Origin of the sequence: Listeria sp. LM90SB2 (assembly GCF_028867355.1) — a bacterium.
Taxonomy (GTDB): domain Bacteria; phylum Bacillota; class Bacilli; order Lactobacillales; family Listeriaceae; genus Listeria; species Listeria monocytogenes_B.
Map to the genome: position 1 here is coordinate 2,859,772 of NZ_CP046449.1, position 15,534 is coordinate 2,875,305.

Here is a 15,534-nt window from a genome sequence, read left to right on the forward strand (position 1 = left end):
GTTATAGATCACGATCCTTTTTTAGCTGATGTAGTTCTTCTTCATAAGAATTCACTTGTTTCTTATAAAGTGCTTGATGCTCTTCGTGTTCATTTTCTAGCTTTGTTAGTGTGTTTTTTACTTTCCAATCGCCTTCTTCTTGGATAGAACTGATTAAATGGTAGGCTTTTTGCAAGTCTTCAGATGCTTCGTAATCTCTTTTTTGATGGATATACCTGATTTGTTCAGAAAGGTTTTCTAGTTCTTGGTGAAACCGCCATTTTTCTTGAGATGCGTCGTCCATCGCTTCGTCCAATTGTCGTCTTTTTCTATTAAAATCATCATCTAAATTTTCTAGTTTTAGCAGTAGTTGTCTTTGTTTATCCATACATGCTCCCTATTTGTTTGGCTAATTCTTGGTCGGTTTTTAGCTGGCTTTTTATTGCTTCGTTGATTCGTTCTAGCAATTTATCATACTCTTGTTCTATTTTGGTTGCTTCGACTAAGGATTTTTCGCAGTCTTGCACTGTGTCTATCACAATTTCCGGCTCAGTCGCCCCGCCCCAAGCAAGTGCGGCGAGTATTTCTGACTCATATAGATTGGAGCCGATATCCCTTGCATCTGAAAGCGTATCGCGCCACAACTCTTCAGCATTCTCGATTTCTTTATCAAAAACATCTTTTAAAGCTCTAATTTCGCCTTGAATCGTTTGTTTCATCCCTTGCGTAATTGCTAGTGCTTCCGCTGCATCCAAGAATATTTCTTCGGATGAGGATAGGCCACCACCGCTTTTTGTAAAACTGGTTCGCATGATGTTGATAGCTGCTAATTGTTGAGCTGTTGCGTATTTGGCAAGTTGAAGGCTTCCTTCTTTATTTGTTAGAATGTTTCCTTCTTTGTCAAACTGATAACCACCCCACATATGCTGCTCAACCAAACCAGCTTTTTTCGACTCAACCTCTATTAAATGACCAATTGTCGGGTCTCCAATACCATAACCAATTGCCACATAATCCTTCCTATCAATAAAATTAAATAATCTATCTAAAGCGTTTATTGTTTTTACGGTATCTTGTTGTTTTGGCGTTAGGTTGGAGTAGATATTCGGGCCTTGGTAGAAGAAACCGCCGCTGATGCGTTTGATGTCTTTTTTATCTAAGTCTGCGATAGCGTACTGGGCGTTCATGGAGCCTAGAGAATGACCGTATACATAGATTTGGGCGTTTGGGTAGAGTTTCATGGTTTGTTTTAAGGTTTCTGCGGAGGTTTTTAGTTGGGGTGTTACTGTGGAGCCTCCGCCATTTGTGATTTGGATTGCGGTTGGAATATCATTTACGCCCCAATCCGTCCACACATCAAGACTATCCTTATGAAACGGCGTAAGACCACTTGCCAGAGTGGGTGCAGTGGAACCTCTGTAAAGAACTGTTACCTCTTTTACTTTGCTTCTCTCAATATGGGAAGCTGTGGGCGGCGTGTATTTTTCTGTGATGATATAGGTTTGCTGTCCGGCTGCTTTGTTGTTGATTGTTTGGGATACGTTTCCTATCTTTTTTTCTCGATTGGATATTGAAATATTCACCTCCTGCTTAAGTTCTAACTTGCTGTACTCTTTTTTTGCCAATTCCACTCTCTCTTGATCAGTATTTACATGCCCCATCATCCCTACTCCTCCCAACGACCTAATAGTTTAGAAAGCTTTTCAGATACAACTGAAGCACCACCACTTAACTCTCCATTGTTCTTGCTCAAGGTATATGATACATTTAGTTCTGAATCATTATTAATTATTAATCCGACTTCTATACCTCCCATTGGGTTGTGCTCTACGCTTCCTTCTTCAATTTTATAAGAATGAATTATACCTTTTTCTGTAAAAGCATTTGGATCTAAATTTGTCAGCCTTTTTTCGAATACTTGTTTTGCTTCATCACTATAAACTACATTCATCATTTCTTTGTTTAATTTCTCCTCATCCATATAGAATTTCACCCCTAAACCAAAAATGGTTATTACTATAATTGCTAGTGCTATTATCCATCTTTTTTTCAACTCTTCACCTCTGCTGTATGCTTTTTATTTGTAGGTCTATTTTATCACATGTTAGAAATTTTCACTTTCTTTTTTTTCAGTCTTTTAACGTTTGTTTAATTTCTTAGTTAGTATTGGCTGGACTATCTTAACTCCCCTTAAGTTCCAATTTCTTTGTAAGCTCCTTAGAGATGCTAGCACCCCCACCATCTAATTTGTCGTTCTGTTTTCCTAAAGTATAGGTAATATACCACTCTAAATCCTTATTTATAATTAAAGTAACATTTATTCCTCTCATTGGATTTCTCTCTATACTTTCTTTATTAATTTCATATGATTGAATTATACCTTCTTTCGTGAATGCTTTTGCATCCAAGTTTGTCAGCCTCTTTTCAAATACTTGTTTCGCTTCATCACTATAAACTACATTCATCATTTCTTTATTTAATTTCTCTTCATCCATATAGAATTTCACCCCTAAACCAAAAATGGTTATTACTGTAATTCCTAGTACTATTATCCATCTCTTTTTCAACTCTTCACCTCTGTTGTATGACTTTTTATTTGTAGGTCTATTTTATCACATGTTAGAAATTTTCACTTTCTTTTTTTTCAGTCTTTTAATCGCCTCTCAGCTCTATAAAAATTCATTTATAACCGTTCAAAAGCCCCAATTGTTTTGTAAGCTCCTTAGATATGCTTGCTCCACCACTCTTTAAATCTTCATTATTTTTCTTCAACGTGTATGTTAATTTCAAAGCAGGATCCTTATTAATAACTAATGCAACTATTATTCCACCCATTGGATTAGGCTCTATACTTTCCTTGTCAACTTCATATGATTGAATTAGCCCTTCTTTTGTAAATGCTTTCGTATCAATAAGTTTTATATCATCATTGAATACTTCTATTGCTTCATTGCTACAAACCACATTCATCATTTCTGTATTTAATTTCTCTTCATCCATATAAAATTTTATCCCTAGACCAAAAATAATCATTATTGCAATTCCAAATAGTATTATCCATCTCTTTTTCACACATTCACCTCTGTTTTTATTTTCTTAGTTGTCTAATAATTTTCCTAATTTTGCAGAATTTCCGCCACCATCATCAATTAGTTTTTTGTCATCAGCTTTATTCAATGTAAAAAAAACATATAACTCAGAATCTCCATTAACGTGCAAAGTAACATTGATTCCTCCCATAGGGTTTTGTTTGATACTTTTCTTATCAATTTCATATGTGTTAATTACACCCTTCCCAGTCAATGCTTTAGCATCCAAATTTTTCAACCCATTTTCAAAAACTCTTTTCGCTTCATCACTATATACTACATTTATCATTTCTTTATTTAATTTCTCTTCATCCATATAAAATTTCACGCCTAATCCCGCAACAATCATTACTACAACTACCATTGCTATAAACCACCTCTTTTTCACACATTCACCTCTGCAGTATGTCTTCTTCTATGTAATCCCAATCTACCTTAATTAAAAACAAGAAAAAACCACATTATTCAGCGGAAACTTTCAACTTAAACGGTAAGTTTGAAGTTTCCGTGAACATGCGGTTTCAGTAATTATAGTAATCCGTGTTCTTATTTACTTATTTTCGCTATCTTTCCTTGCTCAATATAAACTAACAAAATAGATATATCGGCTGGGTTTACTCCGCTGATACGGCTCGCTTGGGCGATGGAAAGGGGTTCGATTTTCTTTAATTTTTCTAGGGCTTCTGTTGCTAGGCCGCTGATTGCATCATAATCGATGTTTTCTGGGATTTTCTTGTCTTCCATGCGTTTCATTTTTTCTACTTGAAGGTTGGATTTTTGGATGTAGCCTTCGTATTTAATTTGAATTTCTACTTGTTCAGCGATTTCGTCGGTCACAAATGTTTCACGTGAAACAATTTGGGCGATCTTGTCGTAAGTTATTTCGGGTCGGCGAAGTAAATCTGCTGCTAGAATTCCGTCTTTTAGCTCGCCTGAGCCGATTTCTTTTAGCATTGCTTGGACTTCAGCAGTTGGTTTAATGCGTGTTTTTTGTAGTCTTTCTTTTTCTGCTTCGATGGCACTTTGTTTTGCTAAAAAGCGTTCATAACGTTCGTCGCTAATTAAGCCGATTTCATGACCGATTTCTGTTAAACGTAAATCTGCATTATCATGGCGTAATAGCAAACGGTATTCGGCACGAGATGTAAGTAAACGATATGGTTCTTCGGTTCCTTTTGTTACTAAATCGTCAATTAAAACGCCGATATAAGCTTGGTCGCGACCAAGGATAACTGGTTCTTTTTCAAAGACTTTACGAGCAGCATTGATTCCTGCCATTAAGCCTTGGCCGGCTGCTTCTTCATAGCCACTTGTACCATTAATTTGGCCGGCTGTGAAAAGACCTTCGACTAATTTAGTTTCAAGTGATGGCCACAGTTGGTCTGGCATAACTGCATCATATTCGATAGCGTAGCCAACACGCATCATTTCTACATTTTCAAGTCCCGGAATAGTTCTTAGCATTTCGCGTTGCACTTCTTCTGGCAAACTGGTGGAAAGACCTTGGACATATACTTCTTCGGTATTTTTGCCTTCTGGTTCAAGGAAGATTTGGTGTCTTGGTTTGTCGCTGAAACGAACAATTTTATCTTCAATGGATGGGCAATATCTTGCGCCAGTGCCTTTCTTCGTTGCTGTAAACATTGGTGAACGGTGTAAGTTCGCTTGGATTATTTCGTGGGTTGTTTCGTTGGTATAAGTTAACCAACACGGTAGTTGGTCAAGCAACATTTCCACCGTATCAAAGCTAAATGCCCGCGGATGATCGTCACCCGGTTGTTCTTCTGTTTTTGAATAGTCAATCGTACTTGATTTTACACGCGGGGGTGTTCCTGTTTTAAAGCGACGTAGTTCAAAACCTAGTTCTTCCAGATGCTCTGAAAGTTTCACAGAAGGTTGTTGGTTGTTTGGACCGCTGGAATAGCGCAGTTCACCAACAATAATTTCGCCACGTGAGAAAGTTCCAGTAGTAATAACGACTGTTTTCGCGTAGTAAATCGCGCCACTGTTTGTAATAACGCCTTTACACACGCCATCTTCAATCACTAAACGGTCAACAAGACCTTGGCGCAAAGTGATATTTTCTTCTTTTTCAATTGTGTGTTTCATTTCGTGTTGGTAATCCCATTTGTCTGCTTGAGCACGTAATGCGCGAACAGCGGGACCTTTACCTGTATTTAGCATCCGCATTTGGATGTACGTTTTATCCGTGTTGCGACCCATTTCGCCACCAAGAGCATCAATTTCGCGCACAACCACGCCTTTTGCTGGACCTCCAACAGAAGGATTACATGGCATAAAAGCGACCATATCTAAATTTATCGTTAACATCAGTGTTTTTGCGCCCATTCGACCACTGGCAAGACCTGCTTCTACACCCGCATGGCCTGCACCAACAACGATGACGTCAAAAGTTCCTGCATCATAGGTTTGCATTTTATAAAAACATCTCCTAAAAAATCATTTTCCAAGGCAAAATTGATTGAACAACTGATCGAGTAATTCATCCTGGACAGAATCACCAGTAATTTCACCTAGTAAATCCCATGCACGAGTCATATCAATCTGGACAATATCCACTGGCATACCGAGCTGAATCCCTGTTGTAACGCCATTTAAAGCTTCAAGTGCTTGGTGAAGGAGCGCAATGTGTCGAACGTTCGATACATATGTTGCATCACCCGCATCAATGTCACCAGCAAAAAATAGTGTTTTAATTGCTTCTTCTAAAGCCTCTAAACCTTCATCGTTTACTAGAGAAGTGGAAACAATCGGGTTTTCTCCCGCAAGTTCACGCACTCTATTTATATCAAGCTTTGTTTCCAAATCTGTTTTATTTAAAACGACCACATAATTATGACCCGCGGCTGCTTCAAATAACGCTTCATCTTCCACTGTCAGCTCTTCGTTTTGATTTAATACTAGCAGGATAAAATCGGCATCCGCCAAGGCTTTTCTTGAACGTTCTACACCAATTTTTTCCACAATATCTTCTGTCTCACGAATTCCAGCTGTATCGATTAAACGCAGCGGAACACCACGAACATTGACGTATTCTTCTATAATATCTCGCGTCGTCCCAGCAATATCTGTGACAATCGCTTTTTCTTCTTGAATTAATTGGTTAAGCAAAGATGATTTCCCAACATTTGGTCGACCGATAATAGCCGTTGCTAGGCCTTCACGAAGAATTTTCCCTTGGCTTGCTGTTTGTAAAAGTTGCTCGACGGAAGCGCGAACTAGCTCGGTTTTCTCGAGTAGCATTCGCTGGGTCATTTCCTCCACATCATCGTACTCCGGATAGTCGATATTTACTTCGACTTGCGCTAGTGCATCCAAAATTTCTTGACGTAAATTGCGAATCAACCGTGAAAGATTTCCGTCCATTTGCCGAATTGCCACGCCCATCGCCCGGTCTGTCTTGGCGCGAATTAAGTCCATCACAGCCTCCGCTTGCGACAAATCAATTCTTCCATTTAAAAATGCGCGCTTTGTGAATTCACCTGGTTCAGCTAAATTAGCCCCATTTCGAAGTAACAGTTGCAACACGCGGTTCACGGAAACAATTCCGCCGTGCGCGTTGATTTCTACCACATCTTCCCGTGTAAAAGTACGAGGTGCACGCATAACTGTGACCATTACTTCCTCAATTACTTCGCCGTCTTCTTTTATATGACCATAGTGAATGGTGTGACTTTCTGCTTCACTTAAGCTATTTTTGGCATAAAAAATACGATCCGCTATCTGAATCGCCTCTGGACCGCTTAATCTAATAATAGCAATGGCCCCTTCTCCCGGCGGTGTTGAGATTGCAGCAATAGTATCAAATTCCATTCTTTACTCATCCTTTCTCATTAGAATTTCAGCTCAAATAAGCCTTATCCTATTTTGAATAAATTTTGGCACATGATTTTGTGCATTTTCAACAACTTACGCTCCGCTTTGACCAAAGCAATTAAATTGTTAGTATTTTGAAGGTTATCCATAGACTTATTAACATATCCACAGAAAAACCATTAATAAAAATTCATCCATACCATTTTAACTTATCCACATGTGAATAACAATAGTTTTATCCTTACTAGTTAAGAAAACTTAAATTTTCTCGTTAAAGCTTTAACTTATCCTTCCACTTCCTTGGCTTTAACTCAATTCTTTTTATCTATACTAAAGTTAAAAGGAGGAGAAAAAATGAAAATACATAAACTAACTTGGGTGCTATTAATGGGGCTACTACTGCTCTCATCCTGTTCCACGAAGCAACCAAACCTATATTTGTCAGCAAATGCCGCCGCGGTTTATTCAGTCGAAAATGGTGAACCGTTATATGAAGAAAACGCTGATAAAGTAATGCCGATTGCCAGTTTGACCAAATTAATGACAGCTTTTTTAGTTTTAGAGGCTGTGGATAACAATGAATTATCGTGGGATGAAAAGCTTGATCTTGTTCGATTGGATGATCCTTCCGCGGTTTCCCTTTACGCGATTACACAAAAGAGAACGTGGTCCGTCAGAGATTTATACAGCGCGATGCTCACTATGTCTGCAAATGATGCCGCGGAAACACTGGGAGATCGTTTAGACGGAGCTAATTTTCCCAAAGAAATGAATAACCAGGCTAAAAAATTAGGTATGTCGAGTAAGACTACATTTGTCAGTGCTAGCGGACTTGATGTTGACGGAAAATCCGCTGTTTCTACCACAAAGGATTTATTTTTGCTATCATCTAAATTAATTTCCACTCATCCTGAAGTGTTAGAGACAACATCCAAATCTAGTGTCACCACTGACAAAGGCGCCAAACTTGAATCCACCAATGACTCACTCGGTTCGATTCAAGGCTTAGATGGACTGAAAACTGGATTTACAGATGAAGCAGGCTATTGCTTTATTGGAACAGCTGAACGTGGAGGAAAACGTGTGATTTCGATTGTCCTAGATGCGGGAACTGCGGAAAAACGATTTAAAGATACAGAGAAGCTGATGGAGGTTGGATTTAAAGAAAATTAACGAATGAAAAAGAACCTCTCTTTCGCTGAGAAGTTCTTTTTTAAATAGTTCAGCATCAACTCTTTAAAGCGCATAGATACTTTTCCATGTATACATCTTTATTTTTAGAATTATATTGCATAATAAAGCGTGGATGTTCCAAAGGTATGATTGTATCAAAAAAATGATGCTCCTCATTTATTTTCGATAAAAAATTAAAATTCTCGCCGCTGCCAATGCAGTAACAGACCGAAGTATCTATCCCGCAATCTATTTGGTTTTGAAGTGATTCTAAAATAATTGGCTTCAGCGCCTCTTGTAGTTTCTTATTCTCATAATAGTTGCAATTAACCTCATTGCCTTTTGCATTCATACGAACAATACCAAGCGGGCAGACAAAATTCATATAAAAATCAGTATAAAATGCCTCACAACCGCCGTATTCTGTCATAACATCATATAAAAAATCTGAGGAAGACTGGTTTATATAAAATTTATCAATAAAAATACCGGTTTCGTTTTGAAGGTGTTTTGCGTCTTCAAAAGGAACGCCTGTCACAGCAGAACCTCTCCGTGCGGGAGAACTTCCAAGTATTATCCGGCGCAGTTTAGTATCATTATAGTATTTCTGATAAAATGTGGTCGTTATTTTTTGCACTAGTTCGCTTTGATCACCAGAATATGGGTTAACGGTGCGATACCCCTCCGGCAAATCAAACGAACTATTCGCAAGCGCCTCATTAAACTGCAATATTCGTTTAGCAATAGTTGTATTTTCAGTCATGTAAATTAGCCCTCTCTTTATTTTTATTTCACAATCTGCCAAACATCCTCAAATAACTCCGCATAACCCGCTTGCTCCCACCTGCTTGCAAAATAAGGATTATGAAAATAAGTGAACGCCGTAATAATCGCGTTTCCTTGGTTCGTTCGACCGCTCACTTCTTCGGCTTTTTGTGCTAAATGGGCTACGTGGTTTTTCACTAATTCTTCATTTTGTTCAATATAATCCGTATAAAGTAAAAACATTTTTCGGTCGGTTTTGTATCGTTTTTTCTTAGTATCGGCCAAGAGCCAAAGCCAGTCGTGAAGCGCATCATCTGGTGTTTGCCCTGCTTCCTGTGTCCAATCGAAAATCTCCCGCGAAGTTTCCTCTAACCAACGTAGCGCCAATTTTTGAAATAAATCCTCTTTGTTTCGATAATGCTTATAAAGCGCCGCATGTGTGACGTTCAAATTACTCGCAATATCATACAGCGTCGTTTTTTCCATGCCTTTTTCGTAAATGATTTTCTCTGCCATATTTAAAATAATTTCTTGTGATAGTCTCGCCATTTTAACCCCTCGATTCAACTCATTCTTTGCTTTTTATTATACAGGAAAACAGAAAAGTTACAAATCCTTGACAAAGTAACTAAAAGGAGTATACTTCCAACTATAAAGTTACTAAAATTAAAAAAAGTAACCATTTTGAATTTAAAGGAGCGAATAGATTATGACAAATAAACGTGTTGCATTTATTTTAGGGGGTTCTGGCGGTATTGGTAAGGCCGTCGTCCAAAAATTGGTCGAACAAAATTTTGCAGTTGTGGTTCATTATTCGGGTAATAAGGCTAAAGCCGAGGCGCTTGTTGAAAACATTGTGAAGTCTGGTGGAGAAGCGATTAGTGTTGGCGGCGATGTTGCTGACGAGGCGCAGATGATTCGTGCATTTGATTTCATTGAAAGCCAGTTTGGTGGAATTGATGTTGTCATTAACACGGCAGGTATTATGAAATTAAGTCCGATTGCTACTTTGGATATGGATGAATTTGACCTGATTCAGCGAACCAATGTCCGGGGCACTTTTGTCGTTTCCAAGCAAGCTGCCCTCAGAGTTCGAGATGGCGGCGCGATTATCAATTTCTCCACTTCGGTAACGCGAACCAGTTTTCCGACTTACGGGGCCTACGTTGCTAGTAAGGCCGGGGTTGAGTCACTCACATTAATTCTGGCGCGCGAGCTTCGTGGGAAAGATATAACCGTTAATGCAGTAGCACCTGGCCCGACCGCCACTCCGTTATTTTTGACTGGAAAAGACGATAAAACAATTGACAACTTAGCAAAAGCCACACCTTTAGAACGCCTAGGACAACCTGAAGATATCGCAGAAACCGTAGCATTTTTAGCCGGACCTGCACGCTGGGTGAATGGTCAAGTCATTTTCACCAATGGAGGATTAGCTTAATTAAAAAAGGAGGAAAACAGAGCTATCTGGTTTTCCTCCTTTTATTTTATTGGTCTTTTTTAATCGCTAAAACAATCAATCCCGATGCTAATAAAGTTAACGCCAAGAACAGAAAAGCCGATTGATAAGAGTTAGTCGCGTTTACCAAATCCCCTATAATCATCGGTGCAAAAAAGCCACCTAAAACTCCGCCCGAGTTTATAGCCGCGTATTTTGTTGCAATGTGGCTCTGCTGAAACAACTTGTGCGGCAATCCCATTAGCGTTGTAAAGGCCATGATTAGGAATATATTACATAAACACAAGCAAATAACCGATAGCGCTAATTGTTCAAATAAATACACCCCGTATACCGCGAACGCTCCAAGCACACAAAATGCGAAAATAATAATCGGCTCTTTTCCTTTGAAAAAACGACTAATGAAATAGCCACCGACAACTCCTGCAATTAAAATACAAAGGCCAGCTAAAGAGCTAATATAGCTCACTTCGCTAATAGAAATCCCTCTAACCTCATTCAAATAAGAAGCAAGCCAACTTGTTAAACCGTAGTTCGCTGCATTTATAAAAAGCGCTGATAGCAAAAGAATCCAAAGCTGTTTATCTTTCAAAAGTTCTGAGAAAGGTACTTTGATTTTTTCTTTTTGAGCATTTAGGTCTATTTTCGGCGCTTTAGGTACGACAATTAAAATCAGAAAGCCAATCAAAATCACCGCAATACCAATCCAGTAATATGTATTGCGCCAACCCACTGATAGCAACAGTTGCGCGATTAACAATGGCCCAATAAATGCCGCAAAACCAGAGGAAGCAAGCATTGCGGACTGAGCAAAACCTCGCTTGTTTAACGGAATATGAAGTGAAATATAATTGCTGACAGACGGGGGATAACCTGCGTGTCCAAGCGCTCCGGATAAGAAACGAATAACAACCAAAAACAACAAGGAATAGCCGAAACCAAAAATAATAAGAAACAACCCAACGATAATTATCGATATAGCAAGAACAGGGCGAGCACCAATCCGATTGTTTAAATACCCCATTGGAATTTGAAAAAGTGTGTAACCAAGAAAGAAGGCACTTAAAATCAACCCCTTTTGACTTGGATCAAATCCTAAATCCTGAGAAACAGTCACAAGCGAAATTCCAATAGTATATTTATCCACGTATACACTGGTGTAGCCTATAAATAGAACAAGTAACACCATTAACGAATGCTTTTCTCCTTTTACCTGATTCATTTGAATTCACTCCACTCTTCTATAGTCCCGCCAATTGCAAAAGAGCATAACCAGATTCTTTTTCTGACTATGCTCTTTTCAAAGCTATTATCCATTCAATTTATAATAATCTAAAACCACGTCCGCAACCGATTTGGCAGCAACTAACAACGCATCTTCATCTATATCAAATTTTGGATGATGATTAAAATAAGCATTCGAAGTATTTTTCGGTTTCGCGCCAATATAGAAGAAGACTCCAGGAATTTTTTGTAAATAATAAGCAAAATCCTCTGATCCGGAAAGCATGTCGTATTCAGAAATGCCCGTTAAGTACTCGCCAACACCTTTTTGCAAACTTGCAACTACTTGTTCTGTTACAGCTGGATCGTTGTAAAGTGGTGGGTAGTCGTTCGTGTACGTTAGTTCCACCGTTACACCAAACATCGCTTCCATACCAGTAACAATACGGTGGATTTCTGCATCCATTTTATCACAGTTTTCAGTATTCATATAACGCACATCGCCTTCTAGCTCCACTGCATCTTTAATAACGTTAAAACTACCTTTACCATCGAAAGAACCAATCGTTATAACGCCCGTATCAAATGGGTTCAAACGGCGGCTCACTACTGTTTGAATGGCCGTCACAAAATAAGCACCCGCGACAATCGCATCATTCGCCATATGTGGAGACGAACCATGCCCGCCAACACCTTGAATTTTAAGTTTAAAATAAGTGCGACCAGCCATCGCGAAGCCACTATGATAATAAACTTGGCCGCTTTCACCAAATGGAAATACGTGAATACCAAAAATTTGATCCACATCATCTAAAATACCAGATTCGACAACACTTTTCGCTCCGCCGGGTGGTGTTTCTTCGGCATGTTGATGAACAATTTTTATCGTTCCAGGGATGTTTTCTTTTAGTTGGATTAAACAATCTGCCAAAACGAGTAAATAAGCAGTATGTCCGTCATGACCACATGCATGCATTACGCCAGGTTTTTTAGATTTAAATGGTAATTCCGTTTGTTCTTCAATGGGAAGAGCATCAAAATCGGCACGTAACGCAATCGTTTTCCCCGGTTTCCCGCCTTTAATCGTTACAACAACCGCATGACCATTTCCCACTTCGGTTGCCACTTCTACGTCTTTTCCTTTGTAAAAATCTTGGATGAACTTTGCGGTTTCTGCTTCATGGAACGATAATTCAGGATGTTCGTGCAAATGACGTCTAATCTGAGTGATTTCATCTTTTCGTTCCTGAAGCATATTCATTAACTTGGTACGCATCATGATAAATCCAACCTCCTATTCTTTTGCGGCTTTTAATTCGAGCGCTTTTTTCGCAGACGGTGTTGTTATAGCAACGGAAATAAGTGACACGACACAAAAACCGACGTTAGTTAAAAGCCCCACCATTGCGGCTAAATCAATATTTCCAGAAAGTGCAATCACACCATAAATCGTAGCAGAAATTGCCACACCGAATGAGCCACCTAACGAACTTGCCATTTTGTAAATACCTGATGCTACTCCGACTTTATCTTCTGGAGCATTAGAGATAGCTGTATCTGTGGAAGGAGTTGCATACATACCAAGTCCAATCCCGAATAAAGCAAAACCGATAAACACAAGCACCGTATAAAGGGTTCCTGGAATAAAAGTGAGCGCCATTAAAGCAATACCAACAGCCGTAATACCAGAGCCTAAAATCATTGGTTTACGCGCGCCAACTCGTTGAAGAATTTTTTCACCAATACGAATCATTCCAAGCACACAGACAAGGTAACCGATAGAAAGTAAACCGGATTGGAATGCTGTAAAACCGCGACCAATTTGCACATAAGTATTTGCAACAACTAGTGTTCCAGCAGCTGCATTTAACAAGAAGTTGGAAAGTGTCGCACCAGTATAAGCTTTATTTTTAAATAACGAGAAATCAATAAATCCGTTCGCTTGTCGTAATTCCACCCGGAAAAATAATCCCGCAGAAATAAGGAAAACAACGAGCATTGTAATAGTAATTGGGCTTGTCCAGCCAAATGTGGAACCACGAGTGATAATAAGATTTAAGCAAACCATTGCGATAACAAAAAGAACAAGACCAAATGAATCAAATTTTGCTTTTGTATTTTGAACGACTTTACTTTCTGGAGTACCTTTAATAAGTAGCATTCCAAGCAGTGCGAATACGATGGAAATAATGAAAATCCAGCGCCAGCCCATGTATGTTGCGATAGCTCCACCTGCGAATGAACAAATACCTGATCCACCCCATGAGCCAATCGACCAGTAACTAAGCGCTCTTTGTCTATCAGCCCCTTCAAAATAAGTTTTCATTAAGGCCAGGGTTGCTGGCATAATACAAGCAGCTGAAAGTCCTTGAATAATACGGCCGATAATAAGTAACGTCGCCCCTTGAGTGACAACAAGTAACAGTGAACCGATGATACTAAGAATAAGTCCGATATAAGTTAATTTCACACGACCAAATTTGTCAGCCATACCACCTGCTACAACGATAAAAATACCTGAAAATAGCGCGGTTAAACTGATGGCAATACTAAGTAAATCAGAGGAAATTCCAAGGTCAGATTGCACGGCCGGAACGATATTCACCATTGATTGGGCGAAAAGCCAAAACGTGATAACCCCGAAAACAATCCCAACAATAAGTTTATTTGTACCTTTATACGCTGTTGAAGTCATTAGTTATTCTCTCCTTTTAAGTAATCTACAACACAAGCTCCCATGGCTTTTGATGCAATTAATAATGAATCTTCATTGATGTCAAATTTTGGATGATGATGCGGATAAAAATGCCCATCTGCCGGCATCGCTCCCACATAGAAAAATGAGCTCGGACGTTCTTTTGCATAATAAGCAAAGTCTTCTGATGGTGGTTGCGGTTCACAGCGCACAACATCTGTAATTTCTGGAATTTTCGCCCCTTTAATAGATTTAACAACAAAATCAGTCAAAGCTTCGTCATTATTTAAAACAGGATAATCATTTTTGTAATCAAGTTCACAAGTAACGCCAAACATTGCCTCTATTCCGCTAACGATACGGGTAATTTCTTTTTGAATAATGTTGCGTGCCTCTTCAGACATAGAGCGCACATCGCCTTCAAGCTCAACCGCATCCTTGATGACATTAAAACTACCTTTTCCATCAAAAGAACCAATCGTAATTGAGCCGACATCAAATGGGTTTAAACGGCGACTAATCACCGTTTGAACAGCTACTACAAATTCACTTGCTGCAACAATAGCATCATTCGCTAAATGCGGAGATGAGCCATGTCCACCTTGACCTTGTACTTTAAGTTTGAAATAAGAGCGACCAGTTTGAATTGCACCCTCACGGTAGAAAACTTCACCCGTTTTCATCGTAGACATCACATGAATCCCAAGGACATTATCAACACCATCCAGCGCCCCGTCTTGAATCATTTGAATCGCGCCACCAGGAGGAGTTTCTTCCGCATGCTGATGTAAAATAACTATTTTCCCGGTTAATTCTTGTTTCATTTCAATAAGTGTTTCGCCCAAAATAAGCATGTAAGCAGTATGTCCATCGTGACCACAAGCGTGCATTACACCAGGGTTTTTAGATGCAAAAGCTAGACCTGTTTCTTCTTGGATAGGAAGTGCATCAAAATCAGCACGAATTGCAAGTGTCTTGCCCGGCTTGCCTGTATCAATCGTTACTACAACGCCATTCCCACCAACATGCGTCCGCACATCGCAGTCCATTTCTTTATAAAAATCCGCAATATACTTCGCCGTATTTTCCTCTTGAAAAGAAAGTTCAGGGTGTTCATGTAAGTAACGACGAATTTCTATCATGCGATCTCGTTTTTCGTCTAGTTTTTGAAATAACTTCTCTTTCATTGTCCAAACCTCCATTTTTAATACTTCCGCTGGCCAGAACTTCCGTATTTTCACTACAACTTAATTATAAAAAAAACCAAGCGAAAAGAAGTTTACTTTTTTGCTTAGTTTTAGCTTGAAATTTTC

General features: G+C 39.1%; 16 protein-coding genes. 2 read left to right on the forward strand and 14 right to left on the reverse strand.

Features of this window, described 5'->3' with window-relative positions:
• Position 1: 1 nt before the first annotated feature.
• From GL301_RS14190 to mnmE, 8 genes are all read right to left on the reverse strand, one after another.
• Positions 2-367, reverse strand: a complete 366-nt coding sequence (locus tag GL301_RS14190) for a hypothetical protein (protein ID WP_003727612.1) — start codon at positions 365-367, stop codon at positions 2-4.
• Positions 360-1,640 carry an Mbeg1-like protein gene (locus GL301_RS14195; protein ID WP_070242490.1) on the reverse strand — a complete coding sequence of 427 codons (1,281 nt, stop codon included), beginning with the start codon at positions 1,638-1,640 and terminating at the stop codon, positions 360-362. The genes GL301_RS14190 and GL301_RS14195 overlap by 8 nt, the downstream gene beginning before the upstream one ends.
• A gap of 5 nt (positions 1,641-1,645) precedes the next feature.
• Complete coding sequence (locus GL301_RS14200; RefSeq protein WP_003727610.1) at positions 1,646-2,032, reverse strand: DUF1310 family protein; 387 nt, start codon at positions 2,030-2,032, stop codon at positions 1,646-1,648.
• A gap of 127 nt (positions 2,033-2,159) precedes the next feature.
• Positions 2,160-2,546: a DUF1310 domain-containing protein gene (locus GL301_RS14205; RefSeq protein ID WP_003734208.1), complete on the reverse strand. Its 387-nt coding sequence runs from the start codon at positions 2,544-2,546 to the stop codon at positions 2,160-2,162.
• A 112-nt stretch (positions 2,547-2,658) separates the two neighbouring features.
• Positions 2,659-3,051 carry a DUF1310 domain-containing protein gene (locus GL301_RS14210; protein WP_070298314.1) on the reverse strand — a complete coding sequence of 131 codons (393 nt, stop codon included), beginning with the start codon at positions 3,049-3,051 and terminating at the stop codon, positions 2,659-2,661.
• A gap of 24 nt (positions 3,052-3,075) precedes the next feature.
• A complete protein-coding gene (locus tag GL301_RS14215; protein ID WP_003734206.1) occupies positions 3,076-3,456 on the reverse strand; it encodes a DUF1310 family protein in 381 nt (126 codons plus the stop codon).
• Between the two features lie 158 nt (positions 3,457-3,614).
• Positions 3,615-5,504 carry a tRNA uridine-5-carboxymethylaminomethyl(34) synthesis enzyme MnmG gene (gene mnmG / locus GL301_RS14220; protein ID WP_003725839.1) on the reverse strand — a complete coding sequence of 630 codons (1,890 nt, stop codon included), beginning with the start codon at positions 5,502-5,504 and terminating at the stop codon, positions 3,615-3,617.
• A 24-nt stretch (positions 5,505-5,528) separates the two neighbouring features.
• Positions 5,529-6,902: a tRNA uridine-5-carboxymethylaminomethyl(34) synthesis GTPase MnmE gene (gene mnmE, locus GL301_RS14225; RefSeq protein ID WP_003727605.1), complete on the reverse strand. Its 1,374-nt coding sequence runs from the start codon at positions 6,900-6,902 to the stop codon at positions 5,529-5,531.
• Between the two features lie 357 nt (positions 6,903-7,259).
• On the opposite strand from mnmE, the gene GL301_RS14230 reads away from it, so the two are divergent.
• Positions 7,260-8,078, forward strand: a complete 819-nt coding sequence (locus GL301_RS14230) for a D-alanyl-D-alanine carboxypeptidase PBPD2 (protein ID WP_003725841.1) — start codon at positions 7,260-7,262, stop codon at positions 8,076-8,078.
• A gap of 55 nt (positions 8,079-8,133) precedes the next feature.
• Here GL301_RS14230 and GL301_RS14235 read toward each other — a convergent pair whose 3' ends face one another.
• Both GL301_RS14235 and GL301_RS14240 read right to left on the reverse strand, forming a co-directional pair.
• A complete protein-coding gene (locus tag GL301_RS14235; RefSeq protein WP_003725842.1) occupies positions 8,134-8,841 on the reverse strand; it encodes an SMUG2 DNA glycosylase family protein in 708 nt (235 codons plus the stop codon).
• Between the two features lie 23 nt (positions 8,842-8,864).
• Positions 8,865-9,392 (reverse strand): TetR/AcrR family transcriptional regulator, encoded by a 528-nt coding sequence (locus tag GL301_RS14240; protein ID WP_003727603.1) that lies wholly within the window; start codon positions 9,390-9,392, stop codon positions 8,865-8,867.
• A 160-nt stretch (positions 9,393-9,552) separates the two neighbouring features.
• Between GL301_RS14240 and GL301_RS14245 the strand changes: the two genes are divergently transcribed.
• Entirely contained in the window at positions 9,553-10,284 is a 732-nt protein-coding gene (locus tag GL301_RS14245; protein WP_010959110.1) for an SDR family oxidoreductase, read from the forward strand.
• A 46-nt stretch (positions 10,285-10,330) separates the two neighbouring features.
• On the opposite strand, the gene GL301_RS14250 is transcribed toward GL301_RS14245, so the two are convergent.
• The 4 genes from GL301_RS14250 to GL301_RS14265 form a co-directional block, all read right to left on the reverse strand.
• Positions 10,331-11,524, reverse strand: coding sequence for an MFS transporter (locus GL301_RS14250; RefSeq protein ID WP_003727601.1), 1,194 nt, complete (start codon positions 11,522-11,524; stop codon positions 10,331-10,333).
• 87 nt (positions 11,525-11,611) lie between these two features.
• Positions 11,612-12,802 carry an amidohydrolase gene (locus GL301_RS14255; protein WP_012681487.1) on the reverse strand — a complete coding sequence of 397 codons (1,191 nt, stop codon included), beginning with the start codon at positions 12,800-12,802 and terminating at the stop codon, positions 11,612-11,614.
• An 18-nt stretch (positions 12,803-12,820) separates the two neighbouring features.
• Complete coding sequence (locus tag GL301_RS14260; protein ID WP_003725847.1) at positions 12,821-14,221, reverse strand: MFS transporter; 1,401 nt, start codon at positions 14,219-14,221, stop codon at positions 12,821-12,823.
• Complete coding sequence (locus GL301_RS14265) at positions 14,221-15,423, reverse strand: M20 family metallopeptidase (RefSeq protein WP_003728683.1); 1,203 nt, start codon at positions 15,421-15,423, stop codon at positions 14,221-14,223. Before GL301_RS14265 ends, GL301_RS14260 begins: the two co-directional genes overlap by 1 nt.
• Between the last annotated feature and the right edge of the window lie 111 nt (positions 15,424-15,534).

Bases quoted from the DNA above. Each gene is read 5' to 3' on its own strand.
- GL301_RS14190 (WP_003727612.1), bottom strand. From the start codon at position 367: ATGGATAAACAAAGACAACTACTGCTAAAACTAGAAAATTTAGATGAT.
- GL301_RS14195 (WP_070242490.1), bottom strand. From the start codon at position 1,640: ATGGGGCATGTAAATACTGATCAAGAGAGAGTGGAATTGGCAAAAAAA.
- mnmG (WP_003725839.1), bottom strand. From the start codon at position 5,504: ATGCAAACCTATGATGCAGGAACTTTTGACGTCATCGTTGTTGGTGCA.
- mnmE (WP_003727605.1), bottom strand. From the start codon at position 6,902: ATGGAATTTGATACTATTGCTGCAATCTCAACACCGCCGGGAGAAGGG.
- GL301_RS14230 (WP_003725841.1), top strand. From the start codon at position 7,260: ATGAAAATACATAAACTAACTTGGGTGCTATTAATGGGGCTACTACTG.
- GL301_RS14235 (WP_003725842.1), bottom strand. From the start codon at position 8,841: ATGACTGAAAATACAACTATTGCTAAACGAATATTGCAGTTTAATGAG.
- GL301_RS14240 (WP_003727603.1), bottom strand. From the start codon at position 9,392: ATGGCGAGACTATCACAAGAAATTATTTTAAATATGGCAGAGAAAATC.
- GL301_RS14245 (WP_010959110.1), top strand. From the start codon at position 9,553: ATGACAAATAAACGTGTTGCATTTATTTTAGGGGGTTCTGGCGGTATT.
- GL301_RS14250 (WP_003727601.1), bottom strand. From the start codon at position 11,524: ATGAATCAGGTAAAAGGAGAAAAGCATTCGTTAATGGTGTTACTTGTT.
- GL301_RS14255 (WP_012681487.1), bottom strand. From the start codon at position 12,802: ATGCGTACCAAGTTAATGAATATGCTTCAGGAACGAAAAGATGAAATC.
- GL301_RS14260 (WP_003725847.1), bottom strand. From the start codon at position 14,221: ATGACTTCAACAGCGTATAAAGGTACAAATAAACTTATTGTTGGGATT.
- GL301_RS14265 (WP_003728683.1), bottom strand. From the start codon at position 15,423: ATGGAGGTTTGGACAATGAAAGAGAAGTTATTTCAAAAACTAGACGAA.